Below are 24,696 nucleotides of genomic sequence, written 5' to 3'. Positions count from 1 at the left end.
CATCCTCCACAGATTCGCTGGGTTTCTTCCGTCCACATCCTGGGGACTGTGGAGTTGTCCCGAACGGCGTCCACAGGGAACTTGTTCATACGGCGTTCGCCCAGCTCAGCTGCCTGTGGAATCGTGGACGAACGATCTCCACAGGCTGTGGACCGAGCGAAGATCCACAGGCTGTGCACGAGGTTTTCCACTGGCGCCCCACAGGCTGGAGCCGGTTGTCCCCAGTGATCCCCGGCTTCTCCACATGGCTGTCCACTGTTCGGCAACGCGACGCACCCGCTCACCGCGTCGAGTGAAAGGCGTCACACGAAGGTGCCGGATTGGGGTGTGGGAAACGTGGGTAAACCTGGGGACGCAGCTGGGGAGAACTGCCCTCGGGCTGTGGGCGGGGTGTGCAGAACTTTCCGTTCTCCACAGATGCCCCCGGTTGTCCACCGCCGTCACCCACAGGCCCCGTGGACAAAATCTCGGGCCTGAGCTGGGAAAACGCGGTTATCCACGGTATCCACAGGCCCTACTACTACTCCCGACTAGAGAGAGCTCGGGAATCGCTTTGAAGCGGGGCCTGTGCACAACTCGCCGTCTCGTGTCCGGCTGCCTCCCGGAGCGACTTGACCCCGACGGGCACCTACTGTCAGTGCGGTGCGTCAGACTGGTCCCCGGTGTCCTTCCCTTCGCAGTGGGCGGTGACACCGAGTCGGAGGACTCAGTAGCAACAGCAGGAGGCGGCTTACGGTGAAGATCCGGGTGGAACGCGACGTACTCGCGGAGGCAGTGGCGTGGGCGGCACGCAGCCTCCCGGCCCGTCCGCCGGCGCCTGTCCTCGCCGGCCTCCTTCTCAAGGCCGAGGACGGCCAGCTGAGCCTGTCGAGCTTCGACTACGAGGTCTCGGCGCGCGTGTCCGTGGAAGCCGAGGTCGAGGAGGAGGGCACCGTCCTCGTCTCCGGCCGGCTGCTCGCCGACATCTCGCGCGCTCTCCCGAACCGGCCGGTGGAGATTTCCACAGACGGTGTACGGGCGACCGTGGTCTGCGGGTCCTCCCGGTTCACCCTGCACACCCTGCCTGTGGAGGAGTACCCGGCGCTGCCGCAGATGCCGAACGCCACGGGCACCGTCCCCGGCGAGGTCTTCGCGGCCGCCGTGTCCCAGGTGGCCATCGCCGCCGGCCGTGACGACACGCTGCCCGTCCTCACCGGTGTGCGCATCGAGATCGAGGGCGACACGGTCACCCTGGCCTCCACCGACCGCTACCGCTTCGCCGTCCGCGAGTTCCTGTGGAAGCCGGAGAACCCGGACGCCTCCGCGGTCGCCCTGGTCCCGGCTAAGACGCTCCTGGACACCGCCAAGTCGCTCGGTGCCGGTGACAGCGTGACGCTGGCGCTGTCCGGGTCGGGCGCGGGCGAGGGCCTGATCGGTTTCGAGGGCGCGGGGCGGCGTACGACCACGCGTCTGCTCGAGGGCGACCTGCCCAAGTACCGCACGCTGTTCCCGACCGAGTTCAACTCCGTCGCCGTGATCGAGACCGCGCCGTTCGTGGAGGCCGTGAAGCGTGTGGCGCTGGTGGCCGAGCGGAACACCCCGGTGCGGCTGAGCTTCGAGCAGGGCGTGCTGATCCTTGAGGCGGGCTCCAGCGACGACGCACAGGCTGTGGAAAGGGTTGACGCCCAGCTGGACGGCGACGACATCTCCATCGCCTTCAACCCGACGTTCCTGCTGGACGGTCTGAGCGCGATCGACTCCCCGGTCGCTCAGCTGTCGTTCACGACGTCCACGAAGCCGGCGCTGCTCAGCGGTAAGCCCGCGGTGGATGCCGAGGCCGACGACGCGTACAAGTACCTGATCATGCCGGTGCGGCTCAGCGGCTGACCGTTCGTCCACAGCTGTGCACAGTGCCGGGCGCTCCTGTGGGTGCCCGGCACTGTGGCTGGTCGGCGGCGGGTCCGCGACCGCCCGCAGCGGTGGCGGTCTGTGGAAAAGTGGCAGGTCGCAGGGGGTACGGATGAGCGCGTATGCCCACAGCTGTGCGCGAGTTGCCGGGTTTAGGCTCGGCTCGGCACACACCGGTGCCTCTCACGCCACACAGCGATCTAAGGAACACAACTGATGGAGCTCGGTCTCGTCGGCCTCGGCAAGATGGGCGGCAACATGCGCGAGCGGATCCGCCGCGCGGGCCACACCGTCATCGGATACGACCGCAACGCGGACCTCGCGGATGTCCACAGCCTGGAAGAGCTCGTGGGCAAGCTCAGCGGCCCGCGCGTGGTCTGGGTGATGGTCCCGGCCGGCGAGCCCACCCAGTCGACCATCGACCAGCTGGCCGAGCTGCTGGAGCCCGGTGACGTGGTCGTGGACGGTGGCAACTCCCGCTGGACGGACGACGAGAAGCACGCCGAGGAGCTGGCGGCCAAGGGCATAGGCTTCGTCGACTGCGGCGTCTCCGGCGGCGTCTGGGGCCTGGAGAACGGGTACGCGCTGATGTACGGCGGCGACGCCGAGAACGTCGCCAAGGTGCAGCCGGTCTTCGACGCGCTGAAGCCGGAGGGCGACTTCGGTTCGGTGCACGCCGGCAAGGTCGGCGCGGGCCACTTCGCGAAGATGGTCCACAACGGCATCGAGTACGCGATGATGCAGGCCTACGCCGAGGGCTGGGAGCTGCTGGAGAAGGTCGACTCCGTGGAGAACGTCCGCGAGGTCTTCCGCTCCTGGCAGGAGGGCACCGTCATCCGTTCCTGGCTGCTCGACCTCGCGGTCAACGCGCTGGACGACGACGAGCACCTGGAGGGCCTGCGCGGTTATGCACAGGACTCCGGTGAGGGACGCTGGACTGTGGAGGCCGCGATCGACAACGCGGTGCCGCTGCCGGCGATCACCGCGTCGCTGTTCGCGCGGTTCTCCTCCCGTCAGGAGGACTCGCCGCAGATGAAGATGATCGCCGCGCTGCGCAACCAGTTCGGCGGTCACGCCGTAGAGAAGAAGTAATCCACAGATCCACAGGGGCGCAGCCGTGAGTCCTGTGGATCCACAGTTCACCAGCGCTCTGGGGAAGGCCGGCGAAACGACCATGCACGTCACGCATCTTTCGCTGGCCGACTTCCGCTCGTACGCCCGGGCCGAGGTCCCGCTCGACCCGGGCGTCACCGCCTTCGTCGGCCCCAACGGGCAGGGCAAGACGAACCTGGTGGAAGCGGTCGGATACCTCGCCACCCTCGGCAGCCACCGGGTCGCCTCCGACGCGCCCCTGGTCCGCATGGGCGCCGAGCGGGCCGTCATCCGGGCGCAGGTCCGGCAGGGCGAGCGGCAGCAGCTGGTCGAGCTGGAGCTGAATCCCGGCAAGGCCAATCGCGCCCGCATCAACCGGTCAGCGCAGGTCAGACCCAGGGACGTCCTGGGGATCGTACGGACCGTGCTGTTCGCGCCCGAAGACCTCGCCCTGGTCAAAGGCGACCCTGGCGAACGGCGGCGGTTCCTCGACGAGCTGATCACGGCCCGGTCGCCGCGCATGGCCGGGGTGCGCTCCGACTACGAGCGTGTCCTCAAGCAGCGCAACACCCTGCTCAAGACGGCCGCCCTGGCGCGCCGGCACGGCGGGCGGTCCATGGATCTGTCCACGCTCGACGTGTGGGACCAGCATCTGGCGCGCGCGGGCGCCGAGTTGCTCGCCCAGCGCCTCGACCTGATCGCCGCGCTGCAGCCGCTGGCCGACAAGGCGTACGAGCAGCTGGCCCCCGGCGGCGGGCCGCTGGCGCTGGAGTACAAGCCGTCCGCGCCCGGCGAGGCCCACGCGCGCGAGGATCTCTACGCCCAGCTGATGGCGGCCCTGGCGGAGGCGCGAAAGCAGGAGATCGAGCGCGGTGTCACCCTCGTGGGCCCTCATCGGGACGATCTGATACTCAAACTCGGTCAGCTGCCCGCCAAGGGGTACGCCTCCCACGGCGAGTCGTGGTCCTACGCGCTCGCCCTGCGCCTGGCCTCCTACGACCTGCTGCGGGCCGAGGGCAACGAGCCGGTGCTGGTCCTGGACGACGTCTTCGCCGAGCTGGACGCGCGCCGCCGGGAGCGGCTGGCCGAGCTGGTCGCACCCGGCGAGCAGGTGCTGGTCACCGCCGCCGTGGACGACGACGTCCCGCAGGTACTGGCCGGGGCGCGCTACGCCGTGTCCGGCGGGACGGTGGAGCGCGTATGAGCACCGACGAACCCACCCCCAAGGACCCGAAGAAGAGCGGGAACGAGCCCTCCGGTGTCGACCTTGCGCGCGTGGCGTTGCGCGCGGCGAAGGAGCAGGCACGCGCGCGTGGGGACGCGGCGCGGCAGAAGAAGCAGGCCCGTCGCGGTGGCGGGCTGCGCTCCGGTGCGCGCGCCGACGGCCGCGACCCGATGGCGCTGGGCGCCGCGATCAACCGGCTGCTGACCGAGCGCGGCTGGGAGACCCCCGCGGCGGTGGGCGGGGTGATGGGCCGCTGGCCGCAGATCGTCGGTGAGGACCTGGCCAAGCACTGTGTGCCGCAGCGGTACGACGAGGACGAGCGCGTGCTGGTCGTGGGCTGCGACTCGACGGCCTGGGCGACCCAGCTGCGCCATCTCGCGCCCGCGCTGGTCGCCCGCCTCAACGAGGATCTGGGGCACGGCACCGTACGGATGATCAAGGTGCTCAATCCGGGCGGTCCGGCCCGGCGCTACGGCCCGCTGCGGGCTCCGGGGAGCTCCGGGCCCGGCGATACGTACGGGTGACGTACATCACGTCGCAAAGTGGGACCGTGCCGTCGGCGCGGCGCCGTATCACAGGTGCGGAGAGCTGCTGGGGCACCGGTGGATCCTCATCTGACCCCCCAGTAGCCAAGGGTTGACGGCTCGAAGCGCTGAGTGCCGCTGTGAGCCCCTTGGAGCCCCCATCCGCATATCGGGACCCGATCGAGGCCGGTTCAGGGCGGCACATGGGGACTCAGGTACCGGCAAACCCCCATCGATGTCAGAGCTACCGGTAGACTGGGAGACAATCCCGCCCCACTGTGGGGACCGCCCGGGAAAAGCTGAGCAACGCTGATCAAGGCTTACCACCGCAACATGCCGCAGCCGCTCCGGCAACCTGCCGACGAGCCCGGCTCGTGCTGTGCCAGAAAGGGCGCTTCGTGGCCGATTCCGGCAACCCCAACGAGAACATCCCGTCCACCGACGCCGGCGTGAACGCCGAGGCCACCGCCTCGGCTTCGTACGACGCCAGCGCCATCACCGTGCTCGAAGGGCTGGACGCGGTCCGCAAGCGGCCCGGCATGTACATCGGTTCCACGGGCGAGCGCGGTCTGCACCACCTGGTGTACGAGGTCGTCGACAACTCGGTCGACGAGGCACTGGCCGGGTACGCGGACACGATCGACATCACGATCCTCGCCGACGGCGGCGTCCGGGTCGTCGACAACGGCCGTGGCATCCCGGTGGGCATCGTGCCCTCCGAGGGCAAGCCGGCTGTCGAGGTCGTGCTGACCGTGCTGCACGCGGGCGGCAAGTTCGGCGGCGGCGGTTACGCCGTCTCCGGCGGTCTGCACGGCGTGGGCGTGTCCGTCGTGAACGCGCTGTCCACGAAGGTCTCCGTCGAGGTCAGGACCGACGGGCACCGGTGGACGCAGGACTACAAGATGGGCGTCCCGACCGCCCCCCTGGCCAAGCACGAGGCGACCGAGGAGACCGGCACGTCGGTCACCTTCTGGGCCGACCCGGAGATCTTCGAGACCACCGAGTACTCCTTCGAGACGCTGTCGCGGCGTTTCCAGGAGATGGCGTTCCTCAACAGGGGCCTGACGATCAAGCTCACCGACGAGCGTGAGTCGGCGAAGGCCACCAGCGGTGCGGACGAGGCGGGCGCGGACGAGAAGGCCGAGGTCAAGACCGTCACGTACTACTACGAGGGCGGCATCGTCGACTTCGTGAAGTACCTCAACTCCCGCAAGGGAGAGGTGGTGCACCCCACCGTCATCGACCTGGAGGCGGAGGACAAGGACAAGAGCCTGTCCCTCGAGGTCGCGATGCAGTGGAACAGCGGCTACAGCGAGGGCGTGTACTCCTTCGCGAACATCATCCACACCCACGAGGGCGGTACGCACGAAGAGGGCTTCCGGGCCGCGCTGACGTCGCTGATCAACAAGTACGCGCGCGACAAGAAGCTGCTGCGCGAGAAGGACGACAACCTCACCGGTGACGACATCCGCGAGGGTCTGACCGCGATCATCTCGGTCAAGCTGAGCGAGCCGCAGTTCGAGGGCCAGACGAAGACCAAGCTGGGCAACACGGAGGCCAAGACCTTCGTGCAGAAGGCGGTCTACGAGCACCTCAACGACTGGTTGGACCGCAACCCGGTCGAGGCGGCGGACATCATCCGCAAGGGCATCCAGGCGGCCACCGCGCGCGTGGCGGCCCGCAAGGCCCGCGACCTGACCCGCCGCAAGGGCCTGCTGGAGAGCGCGTCCCTGCCGGGCAAGCTCTCGGACTGCCAGTCCAACGACCCGACCAAGTGCGAGATCTTCATCGTCGAGGGTGACTCCGCCGGCGGCTCGGCCAAGTCCGGCCGCAACCCGCAGTACCAGGCGATCCTCCCGATCCGCGGCAAGATCCTGAACGTGGAGAAGGCCAGGATCGACAAGATCCTGCAGAACCAGGAGATCCAGGCGCTGATCTCGGCCTTCGGTACGGGTGTGCACGAGGACTTCGACATCGAGAAGCTCCGCTATCACAAGATCATCCTGATGGCGGACGCCGACGTCGACGGTCAGCACATCAGCACCCTGCTGCTGACCTTCCTGTTCCGCTTCATGCGGCCGCTGGTCGAGGCCGGTCATGTGTACCTGTCCCGTCCCCCGCTGTACAAGATCAAGTGGGGCCGTGACGACGTGGAGTACGCCTACTCCGACCGCGAGCGCGACGCACTGATCGAGATGGGCCGCCAGCGCGGCAAGCGCGTCCGCGAGGACTCGATCCAGCGCTTCAAGGGTCTCGGCGAGATGAACGCCGAGGAGCTGCGCGTGACCACGATGGACCAGGAGCACCGGGTCCTCGGCCAGGTCACCCTGGACGACGCCGCCCAGGCCGACGACCTGTTCTCGGTCCTGATGGGCGAGGACGTCGAGGCGCGCCGCCAGTTCATCCAGCGCAACGCCAAGGACGTCCGCTTCCTCGACATCTGAGTCGGTCTCAGCTGACCGCACCAGGAAGGATCTTCACCAGCAATGGCCGACGAGAACACTCCACAGACCCCTGAGACCGAGGGCGGCGAACTCGTGATGCGTGTCGAGCCCGTCGGGCTCGAGACGGAGATGCAGCGCTCGTACCTGGACTACGCGATGTCCGTCATCGTGTCCCGCGCGCTGCCCGACGTCCGGGACGGCCTCAAGCCCGTCCACCGGCGCGTGCTGTACGCGATGTACGACGGCGGCTACCGCCCCGACCGCGGCTTCTACAAGTGCGCTCGTGTCGTCGGCGACGTCATGGGCAACTACCACCCCCACGGTGACTCCTCGATCTACGACGCCCTGGTGCGCCTCGCCCAGCCGTGGTCGATGCGGATGCCGCTGGTGGACTCCAACGGCAACTTCGGCTCTCCGGGCAACGACCCGGCGGCCGCCATGCGGTACACCGAGTGCAAGATGGCGCCGCTGTCGATGGAGATGGTCCGTGACATCGACGAGGAGACCGTCGACTTCACGGACAACTACGACGGCCGCTCCCAGGAGCCGACCGTCCTGCCGGCCCGCTTCCCGAACCTGCTGATCAACGGCTCGGCCGGTATCGCGGTCGGCATGGCGACCAACATCCCGCCGCACAACCTGCGCGAGGTCGCGGCCGGCGCCCAGTGGTACCTGGAGAACCCGGACGTCTCCCACGAGGAGCTGCTGGACGCGCTCATGGAGCGCATCAAGGGCCCGGACTTCCCGACCGGCGCCCTGGTGGTGGGCCGCAAGGGCATCGAGGAGGCGTACCGCACCGGGCGCGGCTCCATCACGATGCGCGCGGTGGTCGAGGTCGAGGAGATCCAGGGCCGGCAGTGCCTGGTGGTGACCGAGCTGCCGTACCAGGTGAACCCGGACAACCTGGCGCAGAAGATCGCCGACCTGGTGAAGGACGGCAAGATCGGCGGCATCGCGGACGTCCGTGACGAGACCAGCTCCCGTACGGGCCAGCGTCTGGTCATCGTCCTGAAGCGGGACGCGGTCGCCAAGGTCGTGCTGAACAACCTGTACAAGCACACCGACCTGCAGACGAACTTCGGCGCCAACATGCTGGCGCTGGTCGACGGCGTGCCGCGCACCCTGTCGCTGGACGCGTTCATCCGCCACTGGGTGACGCACCAGATCGAGGTCATCGTCCGCCGTACGCGCTTCCGGCTGCGCAAGGCCGAGGAGCGCGCGCACATCCTGCGTGGTCTGCTCAAGGCCCTGGACGCCATCGATGAGGTCATCGCGCTGATCCGGCGCAGTGAGACCGTCGAGATCGCGCGCAACGGCCTGATGGGCCTGCTGGAGATCGACGAGATCCAGGCCAACGCGATCCTTGAGATGCAGCTGCGGCGCTTGGCGGCCCTGGAGCGGCAGAAGATCGTCCAGGAGCATGACGAACTCCAGGCGAAGATCAACGAGTACAACGAGATCCTCGCCTCCCCGGTCCGTCAGCGCGGGATCGTCAGCGAGGAGCTGGCCGCGATCGTCGAGAAGTACGGCGACGACCGCCAGACCAAGCTGATCCCGTACGAGGGCGACATGTCCATCGAGGACCTGATCGCCGAGGAGGACATCGTCGTCACGGTCACCCGCGGCGGCTATGTCAAGCGGACTAAGACGGACGACTACCGGGCGCAGAAGCGCGGCGGCAAGGGCGTGCGCGGCACGAAGCTGAAGGAAGACGACATCGTCGACCACTTCTTCGTCTCCACCACCCACCACTGGCTGCTGTTCTTCACCAACAAGGGCCGGGTGTACCGGGCGAAGGCGTACGAGCTGCCCGAGGCCGGCCGGGACGCGCGCGGGCAGCACGTGGCGAACCTGCTGGCCTTCCAGCCGGACGAGGCGATCGCCGAGATCCTCGCCATCCGCGACTACGAGGCGGCGCCGTACCTGGTCCTCGGGACCAAGTCCGGTCTGGTCAAGAAGACGCCTCTGAAGGATTACGATTCGCCCCGCTCCGGCGGCGTGATCGCGATCAACCTGCGCGAGCGTGAGGACGGCAGCGACGACGAGCTGATCGGCGCCGAGCTGGTCTCGGCCGACGACGACCTGCTTCTGATCAGCAAGAAGGCACAGTCGATCAGGTTCACCGCCTCCGACGAGTCCCTGCGCCCGATGGGCCGCGCCACCTCCGGCGTCAAGGGCATGAGTTTCCGTGAAGGCGATGAACTTCTGTCGATGAATGTTGTTCGACCCGGTACGTTCGTGTTCACTGCCACCGACGGCGGGTACGCGAAGCGGACCGTCGTCGACGAGTACCGCGTCCAGGGCCGCGGCGGCCTCGGTATCAAGGCCGCCAAGATCGTGGAGGACCGTGGTTCGCTCGTCGGGGCGCTGGTCGTCGAGGAGACTGACGAGATCCTTGCGATCACCCTCTCTGGCGGTGTGATTCGTACGCGAGTCAATGAGATCAGGGAGACGGGCCGTGACACCATGGGCGTCCAACTGATCAACCTGGGCAAGCGCGATGCCGTGGTGGGCATCGCACGTAACGCCGAGGCGGGGCGCGAGGCGGAGGAGGTCGGCGGCGAGGAGGCCGTCGAGGCCGCCGAGGGTGCTCAGGCCAGCGGCACGGACGAGGGTGAGGCGCCCTCGGCCGAGTAGCACGAGGAGAGAGTCATCGTGAGCGGAGCCACGGGCGCCGGATCGGCCGGTACCCCTACGGGTACGGAGACGGACGGCGGCGGCCGTGGCTCCGCCGCGCATGGTGCGGGCGCGGGGAGCGTGGCCGACCCGCACACGACCAACCTGAAGCCGGTGAAGGTGTCCGCGAAGGACTCCTCCGGCGCGTCTGGATCCCAGGGGGGAACTGTGACGGACACCCGAGGCCCGGCCGCGGCCGGCGAGGCGCAGTCGTCGTCTCCGCTCCCCGGGGAGCGGCGCCCGGAGCAGCCCTCCGGGCCGTACCACCCGCCGCAGGCCTATCCGGCCCAGGCGCCCGCCGGCGGCGTACGACGGCCGCGTACGGGGGCGCGTACGGCGCCGCGCACCCGTAAGGCGCGGCTGCGGGTGGCCAAGGCCGACCCCTGGTCGGTGATGAAGGTCAGCTTCCTGCTCTCCGTCGCGCTCGGCATCTGCACGATCGTCGCCTCGGCGGTGCTGTGGATGGTCATGGACGCGATGGGCGTGTTCTCGACGGTGGGCGGCACGATCTCGGAGGCGACCGGTTCGAACGAGGGGAACGGCTTCGACCTCCAGGCCTTCCTTTCGCTCCCCCGCGTCCTGACGTTCACGACGATCATCGCGGTCATCGACGTGGTCCTGGCCACGGCGCTCGCGACGCTCGGCGCGTTCATCTACAACCTCTCGGCGGGCTTCGTGGGCGGCGTCGAGTTGACCCTGGCGGAGGACGAATAGGCCCTGCGGAGGGCCTGCGGACGCCCTGCGGGTCCCCTGACCTGACGGTCCTCCGACAACCGATTTTGGGACTGACGTGGTCGTGCGCTAATCTTCAGGAGTCAGCGCGCGGGACACACACCGCAAAGCGCGGCGGGGCTATAGCTCAGTTGGTTAGAGCGCATCCCTGATAAGGATGAGGCCACAGGTTCAAATCCTGTTAGCCCCACCAGCACGAAGACCCCCGGTCCGGATGGATCGGGGGTCTTTTGCATCTGCGGCGGACCTCGACCGGGCGGCACAAAAAGGGCCCGACCGCTGGCGACGGGGGATGCACCAGCGATCGGGCTGTGGCCAAGGGTAACAAGCCCGGAGGCCTTGCGGGGAAAAGTCGGGCGGGAATAAGTCAGGTTGGCCGATCAGCGGTCGCACGGAGGGTCGTAGGAGAGCCGGGGCAGGTACTCGTGCCATTTCTGGGGGGTCAGTACGCCCCGGGTGACCGAGCAGATGTGGTCGATCGCCGCGCCGGAGTCCAGGCTCCACAGGCGGACCGTGTCAGTGCCGCTGGAGACGCCGAGGACGCGGCTTCTGGGGCTGAAGGACAGGAAGGTGCCCGACTTGGCGTTGGGGCTCATCGACTGGCCGATGGGGGTCGCCGAGGCGGGGTGGCCGACGTTCCACAGCCGGATCGTGTTGTCGTTGCCGCCGCTGGCCAGAACGTGCCCGTCCGGGCTGAACGTCAGCAACTTGACCGCCTCGGTGTGGCCGGTGAGCGGCGCGCCCAGAGCGGTCGCCGAGGTGGGGTGGCCGACGTTCCACAGGCGGACCGTGTCGTCGTCGCTGCCGCTGGCCAGAACCTGGCCGTCCGGGCTGAAGGCGATCGCGTTGACCGGGCCGGAGTGCTTCGTGAGCCGGCCGAGCCCGGTCGGTCGGGCCGGGTCGGTGATGTTCCACAGCCGGATCGTGCTGTCCGCGCTGCCGGAGGCGAGGGTGCGGCCGTCGGGGCTGAACGCGAGCGCGTTGACGTAGCCCCGGTGGCCCGTGAGCGGTCTGCCGAGCGCCACCGGGTGCGCGGGGTCGGCGACGTTCCACAGCTGAATGGTGTCGTCGTCGTAGGCGGTGGCCAGGGTGCGGCCGTCCGGGCTGAAGGCGAGCGTGCCCGGCCCCGCGAAGCGAGTCCGCAGGCGCAGGGGCGGTCCGGCGGCGGCCGGGTGGGACGGATCGCCGACGTTCCACAGGTACACGGCCTGGTTGTTGGTGAGGACGGCGAGGATGCGGCCGTCGGGGGAGAACAGCGGGGCGCGATGGCCGCCGTCCGCCTGCATGAAGGCATTCCCCAGCGGTACGGGCCGCCCGGGCCGCGTCACGTTCCAAAGCCGTAGCCTGCCGTCCCGCGCCGCCGTGACCAGCATCCGTCCGTCGGGCCGGAACGCGCTGGTGCGGCCGATGATGTCCGACGTCGGCAGCGACCACAGGCGTACCTTGCTGTCGCCGCTGCCGGTGGCCAGGGTCCGCCCGTCGGGGCTGAACCCCAGGGCGTACATCTCCCCGCTGCTGCCCGCGAGCGGCTCCCCGACCTGCGACGGGGACGGATCGCCGACGTTCCACAGGCTCGCCGTGCTGTCCGCGCTCGCGGCGGCCAGCCTGCTGCCGTCCGGGCTGAAGGCCACCGACCAGATGGGGCCGGTGTGCCCGGCCAGCGGTGAGCCGAGCGCGGCCGGGTGGGCCGGGTCGGTGACGTTCCACAGCCGGATCGTGTCGTCCGCGCTGCCGGAGGCGAGGGTGCGGCCGTCGGGGCTGAACGCCACCGAGTGCACGAGGTCCGTGTGGCCCTTCAGGGCGGTGGGGTACAGCTTGGGGTGGCGTGGGTCGGCCGTGTTCCACAGCAGGATCGCGTCGTCGTCACCGCCCGCCGCGAGGGTGTGCCCGTCGGGGCTGAACGCCACGCTGCGCACCGCGGCGCTGTGCCCGCGCAGGGCGCCGAGCTCGCCCGGGCGACGCGGGTCGGCCACGTTCCACAGCCGTACGGTGCGGTCCTCGCCGGCACTCGCGAGGGTGCGGCCGTCCGGGCTGAAGGCGACCAGGTAGATCGTGCCCCGGTGGCCGGTGAGCGGCTTGCCGAGCGGTTTCGGCTGGGCCGGGTCGGTCACGTTCCACAGCCGGATCGTCCCGTCGTCGCCGGCGCTGGCGAGGGTGCGCCCGTCCGGGCTGAAGACGGCGCTGCTCACCCAGCTGGTGTGGCCGGTGAGCGGCTTGCCGAGCGGTTTCGGGTGGGCGGGGTCGGCGACGTTCCACAGGCGGACGGTCCGGTCGTAGCTGGCCGTGGCCAGCGTCCTGCCGTCGGGGCTGAAGGAGGTGAGGTAGACGGCACCGCTGTGGCCGGACAGGGGGGTGGCCAGCGGCGCGTTCACGATCGAGATCAGCCTGCTGTACGTTCCCTCGTCGCCCGGGCGCAGATGGTGGGCGACCAGGTCCAGCTGGGCGGCCAGGGACGGATCCGTGCGCTGGACCCGGTCGGCCTCGGCGAGCACCTGCTCGAAGACGGCGTCGTCGCGCTGCTGCCGGGCGATCACCGCCGATCCGCCCGCGACCAGGGCCAGCACCACCAGAGCCGCCACCGCGGCCCGGCTGATCCACACCGTGCGCTTGCGCAGCCGGACGGCCGCGGCCAGAAACTCCACCGCGCTGCGGGTCAGATACGTGTCCCCGGCCGATCGCGCCCAGCTGCGCGCCTGCTCCAGCCGGGAGCCCCGGTAGAGCAGCGAGCTGTCCCGGCCCGAGTCCTCCCAGGCCCGGCCGTCCTCCTCCAGCCGCTGGCGAAGCAGCTGGTCGCCCCGGTCGTCGTCGATCCAGTGCCGCAGCCGGGGCCAGGCGTGCAGCAGCGCCTCGTGCGTGATCTCCACGGTGTCGGCGTCCAGCGTCACCAGCCGGGCCCGTACGAGGGCCTCCAGGGACTCCTCCGTCTTGCCGGGGTCCGCCGACTCCTCCGCCAGCTGCCGCCGGGTGCCCCGCCGCCGCGTGGCGTGGGTGTCCTCGCCCAGCCGGACCAGCCGCAGCAGGAGCAGCCGGGCCGCCGTACGGGCCGCGGGGTCCAGCCCCGACCAGGCACGCTCGGCGGTCGCCGCGACCGCCCCCTGGATCCCGCCCGCCGCGCGATAGCCGGCCAGCGTCAGCCGCCCGGCCTTGCGGCGCTGCCAGGTGGCGAGCAGCGCGTGCGAGAGCAACGGGAGCACGCCCGCGTCATGCGCCCCGCGCGGTCCGTCGGCGCTGACCTCGCGGACGATCAGCTCGGCGAGCCCCGGTTCCAGCTCCAGACCCACCGCCTTGGCCGGACCGGTCACCGCCTCGCGCAGCTCGGTGCTGGTCAGCGGGCCGAGCACCATGTGCCGGTGCTGGAGCGCGTCGGCCAGTTCCGGGTAGCCGAGGCACTGCTCGTAGAAGTCGGCGCGGATGCCGAGGACGACGACCACCGGTGCCGGCTCGCCCGAGCCGGCGGGCGGGGTGCAGACGGCGTGCAGGAGCTGGATGAACGTACGCCGGTCCGTCTCGTCGGCGCAGAGGGTGAACGCTTCCTCGAACTGGTCCACGACGACGACCGGACGGCACTCCCCGGACGTCTCGCGGCGGATCCACTCCGACACGGCCTCGCGAGCCGCCTGGGCCACTCGTGGGGAGTCGGAGCCGGGAACCGCCGGATTCTCCGTGGCCTCCTGTTCGGCCCGGCGCGCGTCGGCGGCGACCGCGCCGAGATCGGGGATACGGCGGACCAGCTCACCGAGGGGGTCGGCGCCGGGGACGAGGTGCAGGACGCGGTCGGCGGTGGTGTCCTGCGGAGTCTGGGGTGATGCGGCGCCTGTGTGCGCTACGCCGGTGCCGGGTGCGTCGCGCAGCGCGCCGTCGCGTACGGCGGGGACCAGGCCGGCGTTCAGCAGGGAGGACTTCCCCGCTCCCGAGGCGCCCACCAGCATCACCAGACCGCCGGTCCGCTCGGCGGCGCGGAGCTGGGCTATGAGCGCGCCCGTGCTCCGTTCCCGGCCGAAGAACCACCGGGCGTCCTCCAGCCGGTAGGGGGCGAGCCCCCGGTAGGGGCAGACGCCTCCGGTGACGGGCGGGGCCTGAGCGGGAGCCTGCCGGTTCTCCTCGGGGGGCGGCGCGGGCCGGTCGCCCACCGGGTCGGCCAGCGCGCGCTCCCACAGCCGCTGCCAGTGCGCGAGGTCGTACAGGCCCGTGGACACCGGCGCGGGCCGCAGCCGGCGTGCCTCCGGAATCAGGATGTGCAGCACTGCCGCGAGGGCGGTGAACTGGGCGGGGACGTTCTTGGCCCGGCGCCAGTCGCTGATCCGCTGAGCCGACACCCGTACGGGCCGCCCGCGCTCGTCGACCCGCTGCAGCCGTACGACCGCCTCGGCGACGCTCTTGAGGGGAGGGTTACCGGCCTCCTTGTACAGCAGCGCGAGGCGCTCGGCGAAAGCTGTGCGTGCCCCTGAGTCGGAACTCAAGGTCCCACCCCTTACTTCCCCCCGTGTCTGGACGTCCGGACCGGAAAACCCACCCTATACGTCTGACCTGCGGATAAGCACCGGACCGGAGGTCGCGGTCTCCTCGCCGTGGGCAACAGATGGCAGGATCCGGACCCGGTAGCGGACTCGTCACACACCGTCCGGACAGGCCACGGCGCCGTGCTCGGACAGACAGCCCTTGGCGCCGAAGGATCTCGGCCAACTTCGTTACTTCGACCTGTGCCGAGCCGACGCGGCAGCGGTCGATGCCTCGCACCGTCCGGCACCGGTCCCCGCGAGGGGAGGGACCGGCGCCGGACGGGCGGAGGGTGTTCCGGACCGGCGGCGGGGGTGTTCCGGACCGGCCGGATGGGCGTTTCACGTGAAACACCGTGTGCTTCTCGGTTTCTGCACCTGCGCAGCGCCTCGGTCCGGGAGGACACCGCACCCTGGTTCCGGATGCGGGCAGGGTGCCGCGTCGGCCGTGACCAAGCCGGAAGCGCGGATGCCATCCGAGCGCGCCCCACGCCCTGGATATCTGATGGCCCGTCAGATACGGTGCCTGTCGGCGACTGTTCCCGAAGGTGGGCGTCCCGTTCCCGAAGGGGTGAGTGTCATGCACAAGCGTCCCCCGTGCCCGCGACCGCCGGGTGCTCCGCGCTGGGTCGCGATGTTCCACCAGCCCTCCCAGGACTCCTGGACGGTGGGCGCCGAGTCTCCCGACCGGGCTCCCGTGCTGTACGCCGTCGGAGACATGACCCAGACCGTTCGGGCGCGCGGCGAGGAGGCGGCGGTCGCGCTGTGGGGGCCCAAGGACGGTGCCTGGCACCTCTTCGACATCCCGTCCGGCAAGGCGTCCGCTCCCGCCCCGGCCACCTCGGCCGACCCGCCCGCGCCCGGCGCCGGTGCACCGGCCAAGCTCACGGAACGCATGACGGACCGCCGGCACCAGGTGCTCATGGCCGGCCTGAGCAAGGCGGGCCTGTACGACCTGAGCGCCGAGGACGGCGAGGCGGTGCGGACGATGGCCGACCTGCTCGACGAACCCACGGTCCGCCGGGTGGCCCACTGGCTCTCGGTGGCGGGCGCGGAGCGGTAGCGCGGGCGCGGAGCAGGAGCGCGGGCGCGGAGCAGTAGCGTGCGCAGGGCCGGTTCAGCGGGTGGTTCGCCGGGCAGTGACGTCCACGAAGCCACCGTCTAGGGCTGGAGGACGCATGAAGGTCTCCGTCGACCGCTCCCTGTGCTACGGCTCTGCCGAGTGCGCGCACCGCGCGCCGGCCGTGTTCGTGTTCGAGGACGGCTACGGCGTCGTACGGCCCGGCCGGGCGGAGTCCGCCGACGACCCGCAGGTCCAGGAGGCGGCCGAGAAGTGCCCCTCGCAGGCGATCGTGCTCACGGAGTAGCGCCCTGGCGAGCCGTGGACGAGGTGCCGGCCGGCCCGGCCGGGTAGGACCACTCGAAGTCGGCCAGTGCGCGGGCCCGGGCCTCGGCGACCGCCATCCGCGCCGCGCGCTCGACGGGGTCGACGTGGGACGCCTGGCCCGTGACCTGGCCCTCCCACTTGCGGTACAGCAGGCCGACCTCCGCCGAGAACCAGCCGCGGCTCACCGCGTCCAGCGCCAGCAGCAGGCCCGTGTCCTCGGACGCCGGCAGGGCCATCCAGCCGCCGAGCACGATGAGCAGCTCGCGCCGGACGCACAGGGTCGCCGGATGGACCGGTGCGCGGAAGTCGTTCCGCTTCCAGTGATCGAGCACGGCACCGCGTTCGAGCGGGCCGTCGCCCGGATTGCCGGGGAAGCCCACCGTCGAGCCGTCCGGCAGCAGGTCCAGGGCCCGGGACGTCGTCCAGCCGACGCTGCGGTGCGCCTCCAGTACCGCCACATCGCGGGCCAGCGCGCCCGGCGTGAGCCGGTCGTCGGCGTCCAGCACCTTCACATACGTGCCCCCGGCGCGCGCCAGCGCGATCGTGCGGGCGACTCCGGGCCCGCCCGGCCGGCTCTGGCCGAAGCTCACACGCGTGTCGTCCGGGACGAACGGGCGGACCTCGTCCGTCGTACCGTCCTGCTGGATCACCCACTCCCACTCCCAGCCACCGGGAAGCCGCTGCTCGCACAGGGACGCGTAGGCGTCCGGCAGGAACCGCGCGGACGGGCCGTGGACAGCGGTGACAACGGTGACGCGCCGGGTCACGGCAGCACTCACCACCTTTCCGGAGTGTTGTCGATCATCCTCCCAGGTCATACACGCAACAAAAGCGCAAGACCCCCGGCCGAACCCGGCCGGGGGTCTTTTCGTGTCGACTGGTGCGTACGCAAGTCGCCGTGGTGTCGAGACGTTGCGGTACTGCGTGACGGCTGGAGATCAGCAGTCGAGCGTGGACGCCGAGTGCTCCGCGGGGGTGGTCGTGGTCTCCGCCTGGGTGTCGATGAGGGGACGCTGCCGGCAGCGGGGGGTCTTCCCGTGGGCCTCGGCCCTGATCCGCTGCTTCATCGTGGGGGGCAGGGCGGCCCTGGTGTAGGACCGGGACCAGTGCCGTGGCGCCGGGATCGTCGGGATGGTCCTGTGCGCGGTGCCGGTGCTGGGGCTCTCGGGCCGGGGTGCGGCCGCCGCGGTCGTGGCGGCCGTGGTGGTGACGAGTCCGAGCGCGGTGCACAGCGCGAGAAAAGCGGTGACGATGGTGGTCCACAGCTGCATGACCTTGTTCTTGGTCATGGCCCCTCACTTTCGGGTTGGGCGATTTGCGTACTTTCCTCATGATGTGTATCGGGGCTGCGAAGTGGTGGACCGACGCCCGTGGCGCGGCGATGTTCAGATCAACACCACTCGGATGGCCGCAAGAGTGGCGGAAAACTCTCAAAAGCTGACGAGCGCCGGCGAAGGGGGAGCAAAGTAACCGTCCGTGGAGGTGCGATCACCCTCCGCCCGGAATGCCGCCGGACCTGGCCTAATGCGCTGTCCAAGGCGGGAGTTGGGGCCCGACGCAGGTCACCGATCGATATCGGTCGGTGTGTATAGTCGGGCGCCAGAGGTCCCCTACGTCAAGGAAAGACGAGGTCGCGCGGTGAAGAAGCTGCTCCTGGTCGCACTGGCCGCCATCGGCGGGCTCCTCGTGTACCGCCAGATCCAGGCGGATCGCGCCGAGCAGGATCTGTGGACGGAGGCGACTGACTCCGTGCCCACGGGTTCGTGAGTGCCGATACCGGAATCTGAAACAGGCCCCGACCGCCATCGCGGTCGGGGCTTTGTGCTGCCCGCCATCCCGCCCGTGTGTTGCGGGGGCCCGCGGAATGCTGTAGACGCCGGCCCGAGCCCCAACGGGCGGCCGTGCCTTGCCTGGTCGGGTCTCGCGGGGCGTTGCCGGGCGTTTCGGACGGCTGTACGCATTGTCCGGATGGGGCGAGGGCGCACGGGGCAGGATGGAGCGCGGTCCGGTACGCGACTGGGGAGGGCGGCACGTGCGGGAACGAGCGCGGTGTACGGCGTGGTGGCGGCGGTACGGCCGCCGGACGGTCCCCGGCGCCCCGCGGACAGCCCTGATGCCGGGACCGTGCGCCCTGCGGACGGCCCTCCTGCCAGGACTCTGCGCGCTGCTCGTCCTGCCGTGCGGTATGGCGGCCGCCCACGCGAACGCGATCGCCACCGAGAAGGGGTCGCCGCAGTCGTACGCCTTCACGCCCGGCGCCCGTACCGTCGCGGGCGCGACGGGCACCGCGACGGCACCACGGCTGGACGCCGGCCGCACCTACCGCAGCTCCCTTCCGCGGAACGGCAAGCTCTACTACCGGCTCGAACTCGGGGCCACCGACTCGGCCTACGTCCCCGTCACCGCCGTACCCCCCGCGCACGCCACCGTCTCCGCCACCGACGGCATCACCGTGTCGGTCCAGGACGCCACCGGCACGCCCTGCTCCTTCGCGGGCGCCCGCTTCGGCGCCGGGCTCAGCCCGCGCCCGGTCACCGCGCTGGGACAGCGGGAGACCGGCAAGGCGGTGTGCCAGGGCAGGGGCACGTACTACGTGGTCGTCCGACGCCTCGACGCCCAGGGGCCGGGTACGACCGCCCCCGCGCAGCGCTGGGACCTGGAGATCGCGCCCGTCACGGAACCGCGCACCGCGCGGGCCGGCGCCACCTCCGCGCCGCAGGCCTGGGACTCCGCCACGCCCGAGCCGCTCACCGGTGAGCCCCGCGACCGGTCCGGCGGTACCGGGTTCGCCTCCGCGAGCCCCCTGGGGCAAGGCGTCTGGCGGACGTCCCTCGTGCCCGGCGAGACGCGGTTCTACAAGGTGCCGCTCGACTGGGGCCGACAGCTCCACGCCTCCGCCGAACTGGGCAGCGCCACCGGTCACGGCTATGTCGGCGGCGCCCTGAACCTCTCCCTCTACAACCCTGTCCGCGGCTACGTCGAGGACGCCGCCCTCGGCTACACCGGCACACAGAAGCCCGCCGTGCTCGCTCCGCTCCCGCCGGTGGAGTACGCCAACCGCTACGCCGTACCCACCGGGGTGACCTCCGTCCGCTTCGCCGGCGACTACTACCTCGTGCTGCATCTCAGCGAGCAGACGGCCGACTCCTTCGGGCGGGGGCCCTTCGCGGTGACCCTGCGGGTCCGGGTGGCCGGGCGGGCGCACGCCGGCCCGGAATACGCCGGGCGACCCGTGCCGGGGGAGGTGTTCACCGTCTCCGAGCAGGACCGGGAGGCGGCGCTCACCGGGAACACCGGGGACGGGGCCGCCCCCGTGATGAGGCTGGTCGCCATCAGTGGGATCGGCCTGGGAACGGTGCTGCTGCTGGTGCTCGCTGGCTGGACGGTGACGGCGCGGAGGACTCAGCGCATTCAGACGCGGGTCAACGCCCAGAAGCCCACCGCGTAGCAGGCCAGCGCCAGCAACAGGATCGGGATCGCGACCTTCGCCGACGGACCGGGCCGCCGATTCCGCCTGGCCCGGCGCCCTGCCCGCCCTTGCGCGGGCAGGCCCGAAACCGGCTGAGCCGGAGAGGGAACCTGCGCGTCCTGAGCGGTGTACGCAGCAGTAGAGGCATCGGAGCGATGACCCGCCATCGCGCTGGAGGACGGCGTGGAGCTCCAGGGGGCGTGCGGAGTCCCGGGACCGTGGTGAACGCGGGGGGCGTGGATCCGGGGGGCTATGTACGGCTCATGAAGGGGGAGTTGAGGGGGGAGAGCGGGGTGCGGCGGGCTGTACGGCCTCTGCTCGTCGGGGTACTGGAGCTCCTGCGGGGCGTACGGCTCGTAGGTGGCGGGCTCCTGGGGTTCCTGGGCGGAGGCCGGGGAATTCTGGGCGGAGGCCGGGGAATTCTGGGCGGAGGCCGAGGGATCCTGGGGCGGCGGCAGACGGAAGCTGCCGGTGTCCGAGAGGGAGCCGGTGCCCGCGTCCGCAGACGAATCCGTGCTGCCACCAGTACCGGCATGGGGACCGCCACGGGCACCGACGTCCGCCGCCGGACGCGTATCCGCGTCCTCGGTAAGGTCCACGGCGACTCCGGAGGCCCTTTTGACGGGGCCGTCGGGGCCGAACCCGGGCGGGAGCGGGCCGAGTTGGTCGAAGATCTCGATCAGCTCGTCGTCGGGCTCGGGCTCCGGCAGGAGTTTTGCCGCGGAGGCCAGCGCCTTGCGCGCACCCGTGGCGGTGCGGAAACGCGCGGCCGGGTCGGGCTGGAGCAACGTGGCCACGACCTGCCAGAGCGGCTCCGGGATGCCCTTGGGCGGCCCCGGCGTCCCGTTCTCCGCGAAATACCGCACCAGCGCCTTGGCGTCAGGCTTGGCGCCTTCGAGCAGATACAGCGCGACCAGGCCCACGGCGAACAGGTCGGCGGGAAAGTCCGGTTCGGCGCCGAGTATCTGCTCGGGGGCGAGGTAACCGGGCGTGCCCACCACCAGGTTGGTCTCCGTCAGCCGGGGCTCGCCGAGCCGCATGGCGATGCCGAAATCGGACAGCCGCAGCCGCGGCCGGCCGGTCCCGGTCGCCTCCAGCAGGACGTTGGCAGGCTTGATGTCCCGGTGGATGACCCCCTCGGCGTGCACGGCGGCGAGACCGGACAGGAGCTGGTCGAGCAGGGTGCACACGAACGCCGGCGGCACGGGCCCGTAGTCGCCGACGAGGTGGACCAGCGAGCCGCCGGCGACCAGGTCCATGGTGAAGAGCACCTTGTCGTCGTCGGCGGCCCAGCTGGCCGGGGCGAGGACATGAGGGTGGTCGATGCGCAGAGCCTGCTCCCGCACGAAGCGCAGCAGGGAGTGGGCGTCACGCTGCTGAAGCACCTTGGCGGCCACATAGCGCCGTCGGCGGTGGTCCCAGGCACGCCATACGGCGCCCACGCCCCCGCGTCCGATCGGGTCGGCCAGCTCGTACCGGCCGGCGAACACCTCACCCATGGCAGCCCATCGCTCCTCCCCCGGAACCCGCGCCGGTCCCCCTGCCCCCTTGGTTCCCCGCTCCCCCTCGGTTCCCCCCTGGTCTCCCCCGTGATGAGTGATACGACCCCGCTCCACGTGCGAGGACCGGCCCACCCCCATGGACCGACACTCCGCGCCCAGTCGCCCCCTCACCGGACTCGGCCCCGGCCCGGCCCACGGACCCCCTCCGTGGACCGGGCCGAGGGCCCTAGTTCTGGTGGGACTGGTAGTGCGCGACGGCGTCCGAGGTACGGCCGGCGCCGTAGACCCGGAGGAACTCCGCCAGCTCGGGATGGCTCGGCGCAAGGCTGTCCGCGGCGTCGATGATGTCGCCCGCGGCGGCCACCGAGCGCAGCAGCGACTGGATCTCGCGGACCACCCGCTTGACCGTCGGCGCCCCCGAACCGCTGGTGGTGTGGGTGGTGTTGTTGAGCACGGAGCCCCCCTGTGACTTCTTGATCTCGTCCATGCGCTCGGTGGCCTCGGCCGCACTCACACTGCCGTCCGCGACCTGCGCCGCGAGGTCCTGCAGCAGCTGCACCCGCTGGACCACGGCAGGATTGCCGATCTTCGCGCGCTGGCCGCTCATCAGCTGCGAGAGCATCGGAGCGGACAGCCCCAGGACCGCAGCGAGACGGGCCTGGTTCAGCCCGAGATCCTCGATGAGCTTACGGAAGAGCGCCCCCAAAGGCTCCCCGTACCAGTTCCGCTGCAGCTCCCGCGCTCTCGCGGTGGCTTCCTGCTGTGCGGCGTCCATTGCGTCTCCCCATCGCTTCCCCAAAAAACCGCGCGGTTCGCTGTAGCGAACCACGTCGTGCATCTTACGGAGCGTGGTCATTCGCGGGGACCCCCCAATCTTTTTGCGGGATACCGGGGGTGACCCGGTACTCTGGTCTGCGGCGACCACCGGAACGCGATTCCTCCGGGCGGCCGCTGCTTCCCGGGGCCTTAGCTCAGTTGGTAGAGCGCCGTCTTTGCATGGCGGATGTCAGGGGTTCGACTCCCCTAGGCTCCACCCCGAAACGCCTCCCGACCTGCGGAAACGCTGGTTCGGGAGGCATTTTTCATGGGCAGGACGCTGCCTGTGCTGAAGGTGGTGGGGCACCCGGGAAGCGGGGCGGCGCTCTGCGGGTGAGGGGCCCGGGGCGGCGGCCGCGGTGGACGCCGGACCGGCCGCACACCGGCCCAAACGGACTCCGCCACGATGGACACCGGTCCCGATGGGCACCGCCTCGGTCGGACGTCGGCCGGACCCGGTGTGGAGGGGACCGCCCGGATGACGGTGGAGGTGCTGGAGTCGGCGAGGTGACGAGCGCGGCCTCTTCTGCCCGGCGACCAGGTTCACCGACCGGGTTCACCGAGGATGAAATCCCCTTTGTCCCCCGGGCTATTGGGCCTGGCCGACGTGCGGGCCGGGTGGTTTCACGTGAAACGGGCCATGGGCAGCGAGCGTCAACCCGCTTGTCCCACAGCCCGTTTGACGGCCGACGGTAGGTGATCCGTGCCCTGTGCCAGCCGGTGACCTCCGGCACTCCGACCGGCTGGCACTTTCGACCGGCTCGGACCGGCTACTGCTCGTCGTCTTGGTTCGCGGCATCCTCCTCGGCCTGCTTCGCCTGGACCTCGGGATCCAGCGCCGAGGCGCCACTGCCGTCCACCGAGCTGAGCCGGCCACCCGACTCCGGTACCTCCGTCGCCGCCGGCGGTTCGACCAGCCAATCAGGGTTGGCCTGCTTGTCCCACCACTTCCAGGCCGCGAAGGCACCACCGGCCACCAGGGTCAGCAGCGCCAGCCCCTTCACAGCCCGGCCGGCCCTGCACCGACGCTCGTTCCGGCGGGCCAGCTTCTGGATCTCCTCCGCCGAGACCTGACCACGCAGTGCGGCCAGGGCGGCCGCGCCACGCGCGGCGGCCTCCTCACGGACCGGAGCCGTCGCGGCCACGGCCTGCTCGATCCTCGGACGCGAGTACTCGGCGGCCTGACGCGAGTACTCGGCCGCCTGACGGGCAGCCTTACGGGCGCGGACGGCGGCCTCCTGCGCTGCCAGGTCCACTTTCGGCGGCACATGCGCACGAGCCTGCTCCAGACGCGGAGCGAGCCGGGCGTCGTACTGCACGCGGGCTTGTTCGGCTGCCTGCGACACAACGGGGGCAAGCCGTACGCGTGCCTCCTGCGCGTAGAGCGCGGCACGCTCCTTGGCCGTGTCGGCGTAGGGCGCCACCACTTCCGCGGCGTGCAGCACGCTGTCCTTCGCCGAGCCGGTCGCGGCGCGCACGCTGTCGATGCGGGTCACGGGTTCCTCCTCCTCGGTGGCGTACGGTATTTCGACTTTCCACCCTTTTACGGATCATGCCTGCCAACGGTCCGCGCGGCATGCGAGGGCAGGGCATATGGGTGCTGATTGCTCCCTTCGGAGCCATTCCGGTAATTCCCGGGCAACCTGCCCTGCCCTCGACACTGCCACGAATCGCCGACGAGCGCTGCCTTCCGGGCGGAACTCGTGGCTGCCGGGCGACGTACGCCCCCGACCGTGCGAGGATCGGGGAGTCACAGGAAGACAACGGAAGGCAGATCGTGGCTGAGCAGCTTTACGCCACCCTGAAGACCAACCACGGCGACATCGTGGTCCAGCTTTTCCCGAACCACGCGCCGGAAACGGTCAAGAACTTCGTCGAGCTGGCGCAGGGCGAGCGCGAGTGGACCCACCCCGGCACGGGCGAGAAGAGCAAGAAGCCGCTCTACAACGGCACGATCTTCCACCGTGTCATCAGCGGCTTCATGATCCAGGGCGGCGACCCGCTGGGCAGCGGCATCGGCGGCCCCGGGTACAAGTTCGGGGACGAGTTCCACCCGGACCTGTCCTTCAACAAGCCCTACCTCCTGGCCATGGCCAACGCCGGCCCGGGCACCAACGGCTCCCAGTTCTTCATCACCGTCGCCCCCACGACGTGGCTGAACCGCAAGCACACCATCTTCGGCGAGGTCACCGACCCGGCCAGCCAGAAGGTCGTCGACGCCATCGCCGCCGTGCCCACCGGCCGCAACGACCGCCCGGCGAACGACGTGGTGATCAACGAGGTCGTCGTCGAGAAGCGCGAGGGCTGAGCCCACCGCTCCCCACACCATCCCGCAGGAAAACGCCGGTACACCCCACGGGAACACACCGGAACCTCCCGCAGGGAACAAAACGCCCCGCTCGTCCGTACCAAGGATGAGTGGGGCGGGGCATTGCCGGGGGCAGTC

Annotated in this window: 18 protein-coding genes and 2 tRNA genes; 14 read left to right on the top strand and 6 right to left on the bottom strand. The window is 70.5% G+C overall.

Going from position 1 to position 24,696, the window contains the following annotated elements; genetic code table 11:
* Positions 1 to 735 precede the first annotated feature (735 nt).
* From dnaN to ACIBJF_RS07940, 8 genes are all read left to right on the top strand, one after another.
* Positions 736 to 1,866 (top strand): DNA polymerase III subunit beta, encoded by a 1,131-nt coding sequence (gene dnaN / locus ACIBJF_RS07975; protein ID WP_069779831.1) that lies wholly within the window; start codon positions 736 to 738, stop codon positions 1,864 to 1,866.
* Between the two features lie 237 nt (positions 1,867 to 2,103).
* Positions 2,104 to 2,979, top strand: coding sequence for a phosphogluconate dehydrogenase (NAD(+)-dependent, decarboxylating) (gene gnd / locus ACIBJF_RS07970; RefSeq protein ID WP_399172847.1), 876 nt, complete (start codon positions 2,104 to 2,106; stop codon positions 2,977 to 2,979).
* Positions 2,980 to 3,061: 82 nt separating this feature from the next.
* A complete protein-coding gene (recF, locus tag ACIBJF_RS07965) occupies positions 3,062 to 4,183 on the top strand; it encodes a DNA replication/repair protein RecF (RefSeq protein ID WP_351802907.1) in 1,122 nt (373 codons plus the stop codon).
* Positions 4,180 to 4,728: a DUF721 domain-containing protein gene (locus tag ACIBJF_RS07960; protein WP_399172846.1), complete on the top strand. Its 549-nt coding sequence runs from the start codon at positions 4,180 to 4,182 to the stop codon at positions 4,726 to 4,728. The genes recF and ACIBJF_RS07960 overlap by 4 nt, the downstream gene beginning before the upstream one ends.
* Before the next feature lie 374 nt (positions 4,729 to 5,102).
* A complete protein-coding gene (gyrB, locus tag ACIBJF_RS07955; RefSeq protein ID WP_399172845.1) occupies positions 5,103 to 7,172 on the top strand; it encodes a DNA topoisomerase (ATP-hydrolyzing) subunit B in 2,070 nt (689 codons plus the stop codon).
* Positions 7,173 to 7,214: 42 nt separating this feature from the next.
* Positions 7,215 to 9,809, top strand: a complete 2,595-nt coding sequence (gene gyrA / locus ACIBJF_RS07950) for a DNA gyrase subunit A (RefSeq protein WP_399172844.1) — start codon at positions 7,215 to 7,217, stop codon at positions 9,807 to 9,809.
* A gap of 18 nt (positions 9,810 to 9,827) precedes the next feature.
* Positions 9,828 to 10,562, top strand: a complete 735-nt coding sequence (locus ACIBJF_RS07945; protein WP_399172843.1) for a DUF3566 domain-containing protein — start codon at positions 9,828 to 9,830, stop codon at positions 10,560 to 10,562.
* Positions 10,563 to 10,696: 134 nt separating this feature from the next.
* Positions 10,697 to 10,773, top strand: a tRNA-Ile gene (locus ACIBJF_RS07940).
* A gap of 187 nt (positions 10,774 to 10,960) precedes the next feature.
* On the opposite strand, the gene ACIBJF_RS07935 is transcribed toward ACIBJF_RS07940, so the two are convergent.
* Entirely contained in the window at positions 10,961 to 15,040 is a 4,080-nt protein-coding gene (locus ACIBJF_RS07935) for an NACHT and WD repeat domain-containing protein (protein WP_399172842.1), read from the bottom strand.
* 616 nt (positions 15,041 to 15,656) lie between these two features.
* Between ACIBJF_RS07935 and ACIBJF_RS07930 the strand changes: the two genes are divergently transcribed.
* Positions 15,657 to 16,139 carry a hypothetical protein gene (locus tag ACIBJF_RS07930; protein WP_399172841.1) on the top strand — a complete coding sequence of 161 codons (483 nt, stop codon included), beginning with the start codon at positions 15,657 to 15,659 and terminating at the stop codon, positions 16,137 to 16,139.
* A 115-nt stretch (positions 16,140 to 16,254) separates the two neighbouring features.
* Positions 16,255 to 16,443, top strand: a complete 189-nt coding sequence (locus ACIBJF_RS07925) for a ferredoxin (RefSeq protein WP_399172840.1) — start codon at positions 16,255 to 16,257, stop codon at positions 16,441 to 16,443.
* Here ACIBJF_RS07925 and ACIBJF_RS07920 read toward each other — a convergent pair.
* Together ACIBJF_RS07920 and ACIBJF_RS07915 are read right to left on the bottom strand one after the other, a co-directional pair.
* Positions 16,433 to 17,281, bottom strand: coding sequence for a glycosyltransferase family 2 protein (locus tag ACIBJF_RS07920; protein ID WP_399172839.1), 849 nt, complete (start codon positions 17,279 to 17,281; stop codon positions 16,433 to 16,435). The genes ACIBJF_RS07925 and ACIBJF_RS07920 overlap by 11 nt on opposite strands.
* 120 nt (positions 17,282 to 17,401) lie before the next feature.
* On the bottom strand, positions 17,402 to 17,752 hold the full coding sequence (locus ACIBJF_RS07915) for a DUF6344 domain-containing protein (protein ID WP_399172838.1): 351 nt from the start codon (positions 17,750 to 17,752) through the stop codon (positions 17,402 to 17,404).
* 349 nt (positions 17,753 to 18,101) lie between these two features.
* On the opposite strand from ACIBJF_RS07915, the gene ACIBJF_RS07910 reads away from it, so the two are divergent.
* Both ACIBJF_RS07910 and ACIBJF_RS07905 read left to right on the top strand, forming a co-directional pair.
* Positions 18,102 to 18,230 carry a DLW-39 family protein gene (locus ACIBJF_RS07910; protein ID WP_003999697.1) on the top strand — a complete coding sequence of 43 codons (129 nt, stop codon included), beginning with the start codon at positions 18,102 to 18,104 and terminating at the stop codon, positions 18,228 to 18,230.
* A gap of 346 nt (positions 18,231 to 18,576) precedes the next feature.
* On the top strand, positions 18,577 to 19,911 hold the full coding sequence (locus ACIBJF_RS07905) for a hypothetical protein (RefSeq protein ID WP_399172837.1): 1,335 nt from the start codon (positions 18,577 to 18,579) through the stop codon (positions 19,909 to 19,911).
* Here ACIBJF_RS07905 and ACIBJF_RS07900 read toward each other — a convergent pair.
* Together ACIBJF_RS07900 and ACIBJF_RS07895 are read right to left on the bottom strand one after the other, a co-directional pair.
* Positions 19,875 to 21,431, bottom strand: coding sequence for a protein kinase (locus ACIBJF_RS07900; RefSeq protein ID WP_399172836.1), 1,557 nt, complete (start codon positions 21,429 to 21,431; stop codon positions 19,875 to 19,877). The two genes, ACIBJF_RS07905 and ACIBJF_RS07900, sit on opposite strands and share 37 nt — an antisense overlap.
* 229 nt (positions 21,432 to 21,660) lie before the next feature.
* Positions 21,661 to 22,209: a helix-turn-helix transcriptional regulator gene (locus ACIBJF_RS07895; protein WP_351802933.1), complete on the bottom strand. Its 549-nt coding sequence runs from the start codon at positions 22,207 to 22,209 to the stop codon at positions 21,661 to 21,663.
* A gap of 185 nt (positions 22,210 to 22,394) precedes the next feature.
* Between ACIBJF_RS07895 and ACIBJF_RS07890 the strand changes: the two genes are divergently transcribed.
* Positions 22,395 to 22,467: transfer RNA gene (locus ACIBJF_RS07890), tRNA-Ala, on the top strand.
* A 553-nt stretch (positions 22,468 to 23,020) separates the two neighbouring features.
* On the opposite strand, the gene ACIBJF_RS07885 is transcribed toward ACIBJF_RS07890, so the two are convergent.
* Positions 23,021 to 23,746, bottom strand: a complete 726-nt coding sequence (locus ACIBJF_RS07885) for a DUF5324 family protein (protein WP_399172835.1) — start codon at positions 23,744 to 23,746, stop codon at positions 23,021 to 23,023.
* Between the two features lie 281 nt (positions 23,747 to 24,027).
* On the opposite strand from ACIBJF_RS07885, the gene ACIBJF_RS07880 reads away from it, so the two are divergent.
* The gene (locus ACIBJF_RS07880; protein WP_399172833.1) at positions 24,028 to 24,558 is read left to right on the top strand and encodes a peptidylprolyl isomerase; all 531 of its coding nucleotides are present in this window, start codon (positions 24,028 to 24,030) and stop codon (positions 24,556 to 24,558) included.
* Positions 24,559 to 24,696: the final 138 nt, after the last annotated feature.

The organism is Streptomyces sp. NPDC050743 (assembly GCF_044456925.1).
Classification (GTDB): Bacteria; Actinomycetota; Actinomycetes; order Streptomycetales; family Streptomycetaceae; genus Streptomyces.
Note: the sequence above shows the minus strand (reverse complement) of the source record. Positions and strands in the feature narration are given on the sequence as shown.

What these genes read in the sequence shown, in the direction of transcription:
- gyrA (WP_399172844.1), top strand. Translation starts at nt 7,215, where the DNA reads ATGGCCGACGAGAACACTCCACAGACCCCTGAGACCGAGGGCGGCGAA.
- ACIBJF_RS07895 (WP_351802933.1), bottom strand. Translation starts at nt 22,209, where the DNA reads ATGGACGCCGCACAGCAGGAAGCCACCGCGAGAGCGCGGGAGCTGCAG.
- ACIBJF_RS07900 (WP_399172836.1), bottom strand. Translation starts at nt 21,431, where the DNA reads ATGGGTGAGGTGTTCGCCGGCCGGTACGAGCTGGCCGACCCGATCGGA.
- ACIBJF_RS07920 (WP_399172839.1), bottom strand. Translation starts at nt 17,281, where the DNA reads ATGACCTGGGAGGATGATCGACAACACTCCGGAAAGGTGGTGAGTGCT.
- ACIBJF_RS07905 (WP_399172837.1), top strand. Translation starts at nt 18,577, where the DNA reads ATGCCGGGACCGTGCGCCCTGCGGACGGCCCTCCTGCCAGGACTCTGC.
- ACIBJF_RS07915 (WP_399172838.1), bottom strand. Translation starts at nt 17,752, where the DNA reads ATGACCAAGAACAAGGTCATGCAGCTGTGGACCACCATCGTCACCGCT.
- ACIBJF_RS07960 (WP_399172846.1), top strand. Translation starts at nt 4,180, where the DNA reads ATGAGCACCGACGAACCCACCCCCAAGGACCCGAAGAAGAGCGGGAAC.
- ACIBJF_RS07925 (WP_399172840.1), top strand. Translation starts at nt 16,255, where the DNA reads ATGAAGGTCTCCGTCGACCGCTCCCTGTGCTACGGCTCTGCCGAGTGC.
- recF (WP_351802907.1), top strand. Translation starts at nt 3,062, where the DNA reads ATGCACGTCACGCATCTTTCGCTGGCCGACTTCCGCTCGTACGCCCGG.
- ACIBJF_RS07930 (WP_399172841.1), top strand. Translation starts at nt 15,657, where the DNA reads ATGCACAAGCGTCCCCCGTGCCCGCGACCGCCGGGTGCTCCGCGCTGG.
- gnd (WP_399172847.1), top strand. Translation starts at nt 2,104, where the DNA reads ATGGAGCTCGGTCTCGTCGGCCTCGGCAAGATGGGCGGCAACATGCGC.